This is a genomic window from Nocardia sp. NPDC051911 (assembly GCF_040681035.1).
Taxonomy (GTDB): Bacteria; Actinomycetota; Actinomycetes; order Mycobacteriales; family Mycobacteriaceae; genus Nocardia; species Nocardia sichangensis.
The window spans coordinates 280,007-289,644 of the sequence record NZ_JBFAXY010000006.1; the positions used below are offsets into that span (position 1 = coordinate 280,007).

8 protein-coding genes, 2 tRNA genes and 1 pseudogene are annotated in these 9,638 nt (G+C 68.3%); 4 read left to right on the forward strand and 7 right to left on the reverse strand.

Going from position 1 to position 9,638, the window contains the following annotated elements; all coding sequences use genetic code 11:
- Positions 1–30 precede the first annotated feature (30 nt).
- On the reverse strand, positions 31–1,452 hold the full coding sequence (gene leuC / locus AB0L97_RS10410; RefSeq protein ID WP_355069800.1) for a 3-isopropylmalate dehydratase large subunit: 1,422 nt from the start codon (positions 1,450–1,452) through the stop codon (positions 31–33).
- A gap of 155 nt (positions 1,453–1,607) precedes the next feature.
- Here leuC and AB0L97_RS10415 point away from each other — a divergent pair, with 155 nt between their 5' ends.
- The 3 genes from AB0L97_RS10415 to AB0L97_RS10425 all read left to right on the forward strand — a co-directional run bounded on the left by AB0L97_RS10415 (position 1,608) and on the right by AB0L97_RS10425 (position 3,174).
- Positions 1,608–2,309, forward strand: coding sequence for an IclR family transcriptional regulator (locus AB0L97_RS10415; RefSeq protein ID WP_355069799.1), 702 nt, complete (start codon positions 1,608–1,610; stop codon positions 2,307–2,309).
- A 33-nt stretch (positions 2,310–2,342) separates the two neighbouring features.
- Positions 2,343–2,843, forward strand: a complete 501-nt coding sequence (locus AB0L97_RS10420) for a PPOX class F420-dependent oxidoreductase (RefSeq protein WP_356961235.1) — start codon at positions 2,343–2,345, stop codon at positions 2,841–2,843.
- A gap of 151 nt (positions 2,844–2,994) precedes the next feature.
- Entirely contained in the window at positions 2,995–3,174 is a 180-nt protein-coding gene (locus AB0L97_RS10425) for a DUF5302 domain-containing protein (protein ID WP_355069796.1), read from the forward strand.
- 861 nt (positions 3,175–4,035) lie between these two features.
- On the opposite strand, the gene AB0L97_RS10430 is transcribed toward AB0L97_RS10425, so the two are convergent.
- The 4 genes from AB0L97_RS10430 to AB0L97_RS10445 form a co-directional block, all read right to left on the reverse strand.
- Positions 4,036–4,108 (reverse strand) — tRNA-Glu (locus AB0L97_RS10430).
- A gap of 146 nt (positions 4,109–4,254) precedes the next feature.
- Positions 4,255–4,326 (reverse strand) — tRNA-Gln (locus AB0L97_RS10435).
- A gap of 115 nt (positions 4,327–4,441) precedes the next feature.
- Positions 4,442–5,932: a glutamate--tRNA ligase gene (gene gltX / locus AB0L97_RS10440; protein WP_356961234.1), complete on the reverse strand. Its 1,491-nt coding sequence runs from the start codon at positions 5,930–5,932 to the stop codon at positions 4,442–4,444.
- Positions 5,933–5,945: 13 nt separating this feature from the next.
- Positions 5,946–6,719, reverse strand: coding sequence for a fumarylacetoacetate hydrolase family protein (locus tag AB0L97_RS10445; RefSeq protein WP_364427337.1), 774 nt, complete (start codon positions 6,717–6,719; stop codon positions 5,946–5,948).
- Between the two features lie 205 nt (positions 6,720–6,924).
- On the opposite strand from AB0L97_RS10445, the gene AB0L97_RS10450 reads away from it, so the two are divergent.
- A complete protein-coding gene (locus tag AB0L97_RS10450; protein WP_355069791.1) occupies positions 6,925–8,106 on the forward strand; it encodes an MFS transporter in 1,182 nt (393 codons plus the stop codon).
- A gap of 237 nt (positions 8,107–8,343) precedes the next feature.
- Here AB0L97_RS10450 and AB0L97_RS10455 read toward each other — a convergent pair whose 3' ends face one another.
- Both AB0L97_RS10455 and AB0L97_RS10460 read right to left on the reverse strand, forming a co-directional pair.
- Positions 8,344–9,351, reverse strand: coding sequence for a 3-isopropylmalate dehydrogenase (locus AB0L97_RS10455; protein WP_355069789.1), 1,008 nt, complete (start codon positions 9,349–9,351; stop codon positions 8,344–8,346).
- A pseudogene (locus tag AB0L97_RS10460) lies at positions 9,348–9,638 on the reverse strand (hypothetical protein); the annotation flags it as partial. The pseudogene AB0L97_RS10460 and the gene AB0L97_RS10455, both read right to left, overlap by 4 nt.

The following is a 9,638-nucleotide window of genomic DNA, read 5'->3' on the forward strand; positions in this document are numbered from 1 at the left end:
CCTGGGTTTGATTGAGGGAATCGGGGCCGGTCAGTCCAGATCCGCAGGCGATGACAGAGTTCCACGGACCGCCGTCGCGGCCGCTACGAGGGGAGAAACGAGGTGCGTACGGCCGCCTTTGCCCTGCCTGCCCTCGAAGTTGCGGTTCGAGGTGGACGCGCAACGCTGGCCCGGCTCGAGCTGGTCCGGATTCATTCCCAGGCACATTGAGCAGCCGGCTTGCCGCCATTCGGCGCCCGCCGCAGTGAAAATCTCCCCGAGTCCTTCTTTTTCCGCCTGTGCGCGAACCCGCATCGAGCCCGGTACAACCAGCATTCGCACGCCGTCGGCGACATGACGTCCCTTCAAAATCCCGGCCACCGCACGCAAATCTTCAATGCGTCCGTTGGTGCACGAGCCGACGAATACGGTGTCGATCGGCACTTGTCGAAGCGGAGTACCCGGCTCCAAGTCCATGTAACGCAGAGCTTTCTCCGCGGACTCGCGAGCCACCTCGTCGGCGATGGCGGCGGGGTCGGGCACCGCCTCGCCCAGCGGGGCGCCTTGACCCGGGTTGGTGCCCCAGGTGACGAACGGAGTCAGCTCGGAGGCGTCGATGTGCACCTCGGCGTCGAAAACAGCGCCCTCGTCGGTCTTCAGCGCCTCCCAGGCGGCCACCGCGGCGTCCCAATCGGCTCCCTGCGGCGCGTGCGGCCGTCCTTTGAGGAATTCGTAGGTGGTCTCGTCCGGCGCGATCATGCCTGCCCGCGCGCCCGCTTCGATGGACATGTTGCAGATCGTCATTCGGGCCTCCATCGACATGGCCCGGATGGCCTCGCCGCGGTACTCCAGGACGTAGCCCTGTCCGCCGCCGGTGCCGATCTTCGCGATGACGGCCAGGATCAGGTCCTTGCTCGTCACGCCGGGCGGCATGACGCCGTCCACCGTGATCGCCATCGTCTTGAACGGGCGCAGCGAGAGGGTCTGGGTGGCAAGCACATGCTCCACCTCGGAGGTGCCGATGCCCATCGCCAGCGCCCCGAACGCGCCGTGCGTCGAGGTGTGGCTGTCGCCGCAGACCACGGTCGTGCCCGGCTGGGTCAGGCCCAGCTGCGGCCCGACCACGTGCACGATGCCCTGGTCCAGGTCGCCCATCGGGTGCAGCCGCACACCGAATTCCGCGCAGTTGCGCCGCAGCGTCTCCACCTGGGTACGTGAAATCGGGTCGGCGATCGGCTTGTCGATATCGATCGTCGGAACGTTGTGGTCCTCGGTCGCGATCGTGAGATCGGGCCGTCGCACCGGCCTGCCCGCCGCGCGCAGTCCGTCGAAGGCCTGCGGGCTGGTCACCTCGTGGACGAGATGCAGGTCGATGTAGATCAGGTCCGGTTCGCGCGAGGCACCCTCGCCCTCCCCGCGAGCGACGACGTGCTGGTCCCATACCTTCTCGGCCAGCGTGCGCGGTTCGGCCATTGTCGATCACCTTTCGGACGAAGCAGCCGTTCCGCGATCTGGACTCCGACGCGGCGACGGTTGCACAAGTTGGGATAGCTGCGCCTGGTCCGAACGCTGAGAGGAAGGATCCGTGGAGGTGGATTTCTCAACATCCGAGACGCTAGTATCGTTCTATGAGACAGCATAGCGGCATCGGCGTCCTCGACAAAGCAGTGGCGGTCCTGTACGCCGTAGCCGAGCATCCCTCGGGTCTCAACGAGCTGTGCGCGCGCACCGGTCTACCCCGCGCCACCGCACACCGTCTCGCCGTCGGCTTGGAAGTGCATCGCCTGCTCGCGCGCGACAGCAACGGCACCTGGCGGCCGGGGCCGGCCCTCGCCGAGCTCGCGACCAGCGCGAACGATCCACTGCTCGAGGCCGCGTCGGCCATCCTCCCCCGGCTGCGCGAGATCACCGGCGAGAGCGTCCAGCTGTACTGCCGCGACGGCAACGCCCGCGTCTGCGTCGCGGCGCTGGAACCTCCCGTGGGACTGCGCGACACCGTGCCGATCGGGGCGCGGCTGCCGCTCACCGCGGGGTCGGCGGCCAAAGTACTGCTGGCGTGGGCCGACCCGGAACTACAGCGCACCATCCTGGCCGACGCGGTGTTCGGCGAACGCGCGCTGGCCGAGGTGCGCAAGCGCGGGTGGGCGCAGAGCGCGGCCGAGCGTGCGGCAGGCGTGGCCAGCGTCTCCGCGCCGGTGCGCGACGCGGGCGGCGCCGTGGTCGCGGCCGTGTCGGTGTCGGGACCGATCGATCGGATGGGCCGCAGGCCGGGCGCGCGGTGGGCGGCGGATCTGGTCGCGGCGGCCGAGGCGCTGCACAAGCGCCTGTAACCTGTTTCAGTCCGGACTCTCTAGAGTTGCCCCATGGGAGTCAATCAACGGGCACAGATCGTGATGTCCGACACCGAGATCACCGAGTTCCTGCAGCGCAGCCGGATCGCGACGCTGGCGACCATCGGACCGAAGGGCACGCCGCACCTGACCGCGATGTGGTACGCGCTCATCGACGGCGAGATCTGGTTCGAGACCAAGGCCAAATCGCAGAAGGCGGTGAACCTGCGCCGCGATCCTCGGGTCACCTGCATGGTCGAGGCGGGCGACACCTACGACCAACTCCGGGGCGTCTCGATCGAGGGCCGCGCCGAGATCATCGATGACGCCGAGAAACTCTTCGCCGTCGGCGTGAGCGTATGGGAGCGCTACACCGGCCCCTACAACGAGGAATTGCGCCCGATGGTCGAAGCCATGCTGAACAAGCGGGTCGCCGTGCGCGTCGTGCCGGAGCGCACGCGCAGCTGGGATCATCGCAAGCTCGGCCTTCCGGCGATGCCGCTGGGCGGCAGTACCGCGCAGGCACTCGACTGACCGGCCCGAACGCGATCGGGCCGCGCGACGCGCGCGAAATCCAACTGACACAACCGCCTCGCACGGGCTAGCGTCGGGTGTTCGACAGCAATCGGCCGGGCACCGCCGCCCGCGAGGACGCGGCGCGCGGCCGCGACGACGAGGAGCAGCGATGGCGGATTCGGGTAAGTCCAACGGCGCCGACGAGGTGAAGCGCAAGTTCCGGGAAGCACTGGAGCGCAAGAACCAGCAGAACGCCCGCGCGGCCGACCACCTCGACGGACGGTCGAAGGCGTCCTCGGCGCACTCCGCGGTCGGCCACAAGCGGGAATTCCGGCGCAAGAGCGGATAGTCCGCACAGTCGGCGAAAGCCCTCCAGCAAGATCGCTGGAGGGCCTTTCTTTTGCCGCTCTCCCCCGCGACCGGCGCGGCCCGGCGGCCGATTTGCGTCCGTCCCCCGCGACCGGCACGGCCCGGCGGCCGATTTGCGTCCGTCCCCCGCGACCGGCACGGCCCGGCGGCCGATTTGCGTCCGTCCGCTGCCACCGGCGCAGCCGGGCCGCTCATTTGCCCCCATCTCCCGCGAACGGCTCGGCTGGATTGCCGGACTCACCGGGACGGCTCGAACAGTCCCGCACCCGGAAGACCCGGCACGGGCAATTCGGCGCCACCGCCGCGCTGCCCGATCCTGCCGGTGGGCGATCCTGACCGTCCGCACAGGCGGCTCCGACGCTCTCTGCCGTGCGATCCAGGTCATTGCGGATCGAGACTCGGGCCGACTGCCGCAGCATGCGAATCGGTCCACACGAGCACGTCGCATGGGATGCCGCTCTGCCTTCGATGACTCGGCGGCGTTCCCATGGTGGGACGGGACCAGAGCTGGTACCCGCCGAACACCTGGATCATGGCCCCTTCATACGGAGCCGGACAGCGCCCACGGGGTCCAGCGCGAACCCGATCGGCCGAGAGTGAGATACGGCACAGTCAAGGTACCACCAAACGACAGGCCGAGCTTCCGAAGAGATCCGCCGCCCGCCTAGGCCCGGATCCGCCACTGACCACACCACCGGACCACGACCATCCAGGCGGGGCGAAGCCCTCGCCGAGTGTCCGGGGGCGAAGCCCTCCAGGCGGGGCGTGGGGGTTGCACCATCACAAGACACTGCGAAACGAGAAAGGCCCATGCTCCATGAGCATGGGCCTTCCATTCGTGTAGCCCCGACGGGATTCGAACCCGCGCTACCGCCTTGAGAGGGCGGCGTCCTAGGCCGCTAGACGACGGGGCCAGGACTGCTTCTCACTGTCGCGAGGAGCGCCGTGGTTGATCTTTCGATCAGGAGGCTCGGCTAGTTTATCTGGCCGAGGCCCGGCGACCAAATCGCCAGGTGCTGAGGGATTTCGGCCGCGAACCGAAGTCTTACAACACACTCCGCTGGGGTACCAGGACTCGAACCTAGAATGGCTGAACCAGAATCAGCTGTGTTGCCAATTACACCATACCCCAATGACCAGGTCGTTCAGCCTCGCGTCTGGGTGACTCGAGACCGTGTTCCGGGCCGAGAAGAAGAGTACCAAACGGCTACGGGTTAACTACAAATCGCCTGGTCAAAGCCATATTTTCAGCCTTCGGAGCCGGTCTGGGCGGTCTCCTTCCAGTCCAGCGCCGCGCGCAGCCGATCCAAGGTGAGGTCGCGGCCGAGCAGTTCCAAGGATTCGTACAGCGGCGGGCTGATATGCGATCCGGTGATCGCGACCCGCACCGGAGCGAAGGCTTTGCGCGGTTTCAGCCCGAGATCATCGATCAGCGCCTTTTTCAGTGCCGCTTCGATCGCTTCGGTGGTCCACTCGGTCAACGGCTCCACAGCGGTAATAGCCGCCTGCAATACCTGAGCCGCGTCGGGACCGAGATTCTTGGCCCCCGCGGCCGGGTCGATCGCGAACTCCTCCGCCGGTGCGAACAGGAAACGCAGAAGGTCCCAAGCGTCGGACAAGACGACAATCCTGGTCTGCACGAGTTCCGCCGCCGCGGCGAACACTTTTTCATCGATTTCGGCGCCGATATGGCCGTGTCCGGTGAGATACTCCCGCAGCCGGTGGGCAAAATCACCCGGAGCCAGCAATCGGATGTGCTCGGCGTTGAGCGCGTCCGCCTTCTTCTGGTCGAATCGGGCCGGATTCGAATTCACTTTCGAAATGTCGAAGGCCTCGACCATCTCCGCCATGGAGAACACGTCGCGGTCCTCGGACAGGCCCCAGCCGAGTAGCGCGAGATAATTCAGCAAACCCTCGGGGATGAACCCGCGGTCGCGATGGGCGAACAGATTCGACTCCGGATCACGCTTGGACAACTTCTTGTTGCCCTGACCCATCACGAACGGCAGATGGCCGAACTCGGGAGTGAAATCGGCGACCCCGATCCGGCGCAGCGCGGCGTACAGCGCGAGCTGGCGGGGAGTGGAGGAGAGCAGGTCCTCGCCCCGCAGTACGTGGGTGATCCGCATCAGCGCGTCGTCGACGGGGTTGACCAGCGTGTACAGCGGCTGGCCGTTGCCGCGGGTGAGCGCGAAGTCCGGGACGCTGCCCGCCTTGAAGGTGGTCTCCCCGCGCACCAGATCGTTCCAGGACAGGTCTTCTTCCGGCATCCGCAGCCGGACGACGGCGGCGCGCCCCTCGGCCCGGTACGCCTCGATCCGCTCCGGCGTCAGGTCGCGATCGTAGTTGTCGTAACCGAGCTTCGGATCGCGTCCCGCGGCGCGATGACGGGCCTCGACTTCCTCCGGCGTGGAGAACGATTCGTAAGCCTCACCGGCCTCCAGCAAACGCCGAACAACGTCCTGGTGCAGTTCTTTTCGTTGCGACTGGCGATATGGCGCGTAAGGCCCGCCGACCTCCGGCCCCTCGTCCCAGGTGAGGCCGAGCCAGCGCAGCGCGTCGATAATCGCCCGGTAGGATTCCTCGGAATCCCGTGCGGCATCGGTGTCTTCGATTCGAAAGACGAATGCGCCACCGTGGTGGCGGGCGTAGGCCCAGTTGAACAGCGCCGTCCGGATCAGGCCGACGTGCGGCGTCCCGGTCGGTGACGGGCAGAATCGGACCCGTACTTCAGTCATGGCTCTCTTTCGATCAGCGTTTGGCGGCAACGGGATTGGTGAGGGTTCCGATGCCCTCGACGGTCACCGACACCTGCTGGCCCTCCCGCATCGGGCCGACGCCCTCCGGGGTGCCGGTGAGGATGACGTCACCGGGCAGCAGTGTCATCACGGTGGTGATCCACTCGATGAGCTTCGGAATGTCGTGCAGCAGAAGCGAAGTGCGGCTGCGCTGACGCACTTCACCGTCGAGCTCGGTGACGACCTCCAGATCCGAAGGGTCCAGGGAGGTTTCGATCCACGGACCGAGCGGGCAGAACGTGTCGTAGCCCTTGCCCCTGGTCCACTGGCCGTCGTGGCGCTGCTGGTCGCGGGCGGTCACATCGTTGGCGGCGGTGTAACCCAGCACCACGTCCAGCGCGCGGGCGGCGGGCACGTCCTTGCAGGGGCGGCCGATGACGATCGCCAGCTCCCCTTCGTAGTCGACCTGAGATGAACTGGGCGGCAGGATGATCGGGGCGTTCGGCCCCACGATCGCGGTATTCGGCTTGAGGAAGATCACCGGGTCGGCGGGCGCGGGACCACCCATCTCCGCAGCGTGGGCGGCGTAGTTCTTGCCGATGCAGACCACCTTGCTGGCCAGGATCGGCGCGAGCAGCCGCGCGTCGGCCAGCGGCCAGCTGCGGCCGGTGAACGTCGGTGTGCCGAACGGGTGTTCCGCGATCTCCTTGGCCACGCTGTCGCTTCCGTCGCCTTCGATGCTGACGAAAGCGACTCCATCGGGACTGGCAACTCGACCTAGACGCATGCCCGGAGTCTATCGACCCACCGTCACCTGCTCGAACGCGCCCGACCGGGTGGTACGGAATCCGCCCGGATCCGGCGGCGGCGCGCGCTGTGAGCAGCCCGACAACCGCAACCGTCGAATCGAGCCGCCGCCGGGTGTACCGTGAGCAGCGAAGTTCACACAATGGGAATTGTATCCCAAATAATGAGATTCCGAGGTGAGGCCGATGGCGACCGTTACGCAGATCGACGAGGTTCGGCGCTGGTCCATGCTCGGTCTCGGCGTGTTCGCCCAGGCCTCCAGCGCGGTCTTCATCCACGGCGTCCCGTTCCTGCTGCCCGCGCTGACCGACCGTGGCTTGCCGCTGGCGACGGCGGGCCTGCTGGTGGCCATGCCCACCGTCGGGCTGGTGTGCACCCTGATCGCGTGGGGTTATCTGGTGGACCGGATCGGCGAACGCAAGGTGCTGGTCGGTGGTCCGCTGCTGATGCTGGCGGCGGGCTGCGCCGCCGCGGCGACGACGAACGACATCGCCCTCGGCGCGCTGCTGTTTCTCGGGGGCGTCGGGGCGGCCAGCACGAACGGCGCGAGCGGCCGGGTGATCGTCGGCTGGTTCCCGCCGCAGCGGCGCGGGCTGGCGATGGGCATCCGGCAGACCGCGCAGCCGCTGGGCGTCGGTGTCGGCGCGCTGGCGATTCCGGCCGTCGCCTCCGCCCACGGTGTACCCGCGGCCATTCTCGTTCCCGCACTCATGGCGGGTGTGGCGGCCATGGGTTGCCTGGCCGGCATCGTGGACCCGCCGCGTCCCGATCGCGCCGCCGCCGATCCGGCGTTGCGCGCCAATCCCTATCGCGACAACGCCATGCTGTGGCGCATCCATCTGGTCTCGGTTCTGCTCGTCGTCCCGCAGGGCACCGTGTGGACGTTCGCGCTGCTGTGGTTGCACCGGGATGTCGGCTGGTCGTTGGCCGCGGCGGGTGCGCTGGTGACCGTCACACAGATCCTCGGCGCGCTTGGCCGCATCGGTGCGGGCGCGTGGTCGGATCGGGTCGGCAGCCGGATGGGCCCGCTGCGCACGGTGGCCGTCGCCGCCGTGCTGTCGATGACCGCGCTGGCGCTGACCGCGTCGACCCACTGGTGGTGGGCCGCCATTCCGCTGCTGATCGCCGCGTCCGTGATCACCGTCTCCGACAACGGCTTGGCCTTCACCGCGGTCGCCGAGATCGCGGGCCCGTACTGGAGCGGCCGGGGCCTCGGCATCCAGAACACCGGGCAGAACCTCGCGATGGCCGCGGTTCCGCCCGTGTTCGGCGCCCTGATCACCGCGAGCGGCTTCCCCGCCGCCTTCCTTCTGGCCGCGGTCTCGGCCGTCGCGGCGGTCCCGCTGGTTCCCCGCGACCCCGCCTAGGTTCGCGCGTCGAAGGATTGCCGGGTCCGCGCCACAGGGCCGCACTCCGCATGCAGATCGCCTGGACGATCTCGACTCGATGTCGCTGTGTCACCTGAATTCGGTGACACAGCGCTGGTCGAGCGCGCCGCGGGCGCGGGAGGCCGCCGCGGGATTCGCCCGCGCCGGCGGGGCGGACGGCTGAACGCGGAAGGTCCCGTTGCCGGAGGTGGCAAACGGGACCTTCCTGGGCGACGGTCAGAGGGTGGCCGCGATGCGGTCGCCGATTTCCACGGTCGACGCCGTGCCGGAGCGAGACTCGAGGTCCTTCGCGACCGCCGACTCGATGCGCGCGGCCTCCTCGGCGTCGCCGAGGTGGTTGAGCAGCAGGGCGACCGAGAGGATCGCCGCGGTCGGGTCGGCCTTGGACTGGCCCGCGATGTCGGGGGCGCTGCCGTGCACCGGCTCGAACATGCTCGGGTTCGTGCCGGACGCGTCGATGTTGCCGCTGGCGGCGAGGCCGATGCCACCGCTCACGGCGGCGGCCAGGTCGGTGATGATGTCGCCGAAGAGGTTGTCGGTGACGATCACGTCGAACCGGCCCGGGTCGTTGACCATGTGGATGGTCGCGGCGTCGATGTGCTGGTAAGCCGTTGTGACATCGGGGAACTCGGCCGCGACCTCGTCCACCGTGCGCTGCCACAGCGAGCCGGCGAAGGTGAGCACGTTGTTCTTGTGCACCAGCGTCAGGTGCTTGCGCCGGGCCTGCGCCTTGGCGAAGGCGTAGCGCACCACGCGCTCGATGCCGAAGCGGGTGTTGGTGCTGACCTCGGTCGCCACCTCGTGCGGGGTGCCGACGCGGATCGCGCCGCCGGTGCCGGTGTACGGGCCCTCGGTGCCCTCGCGCACGACGACGAAGTCGATGTCGGGGTTGCCGGCCAGCGGGCTGGTCACGCCAGGGAACAGCTTGGACGGTCGCAGGTTCACGTGGTGGTCCAGCGCGAACCGGGTGCGCAGCAACAGGCCGCGTTCGAGCACGCCACTGGGCACCGACGGATCGCCGATCGCGCCGAGCAGGATCGCGTCGTGCTGCTTCAGTTCGGGCAGCACCGAATCCGGGAGGATCTCGCCGGTCGCGTGGTAGCGGCGCGCGCCGAGGTCGTACTCGGTCTTCTCGACGCCGGGCACGACCGCGTCGAGCACCTTGAGCGCCTCGGCGATGACCTCGGGCCCGATCCCGTCGCCCGGGATGACAGCAAGCTTCATGACAAATGCTCCGTTCGATATTGCCGGTCGCGGGCCGCCGCAACGTGCGGCCCGGAGGCGACCGTCGGCGTGCGCACGACATTCCGGCCGGGTGACCGCAGCACCGTCACGGTACTCGGCGCGGCCGGATCGCCGAGCATCGGGCGCGCGGCGGGCCTGCGCGCCGACGAAGAGACCGGCGCCGCGCACGAGTGCTCGATCTCCGTGGGATAGACGTTCTCCCCGCCGCGCAGGATGAGATCCGAACGACGCCCGGACAAGCGCAGCCTGCCGTCCTCCAGCACCCC

What these genes read in the sequence shown, in the direction of transcription:
- leuC (WP_355069800.1), bottom strand. Translation starts at nt 1,452, where the DNA reads ATGGCCGAACCGCGCACGCTGGCCGAGAAGGTATGGGACCAGCACGTC.
- AB0L97_RS10415 (WP_355069799.1), top strand. Translation starts at nt 1,608, where the DNA reads ATGAGACAGCATAGCGGCATCGGCGTCCTCGACAAAGCAGTGGCGGTC.
- AB0L97_RS10420 (WP_356961235.1), top strand. Translation starts at nt 2,343, where the DNA reads ATGGGAGTCAATCAACGGGCACAGATCGTGATGTCCGACACCGAGATC.
- AB0L97_RS10425 (WP_355069796.1), top strand. Translation starts at nt 2,995, where the DNA reads ATGGCGGATTCGGGTAAGTCCAACGGCGCCGACGAGGTGAAGCGCAAG.
- gltX (WP_356961234.1), bottom strand. Translation starts at nt 5,932, where the DNA reads ATGACTGAAGTACGGGTCCGATTCTGCCCGTCACCGACCGGGACGCCG.
- AB0L97_RS10445 (WP_364427337.1), bottom strand. Translation starts at nt 6,719, where the DNA reads ATGCGTCTAGGTCGAGTTGCCAGTCCCGATGGAGTCGCTTTCGTCAGC.
- AB0L97_RS10450 (WP_355069791.1), top strand. Translation starts at nt 6,925, where the DNA reads ATGGCGACCGTTACGCAGATCGACGAGGTTCGGCGCTGGTCCATGCTC.
- AB0L97_RS10455 (WP_355069789.1), bottom strand. Translation starts at nt 9,351, where the DNA reads ATGAAGCTTGCTGTCATCCCGGGCGACGGGATCGGGCCCGAGGTCATC.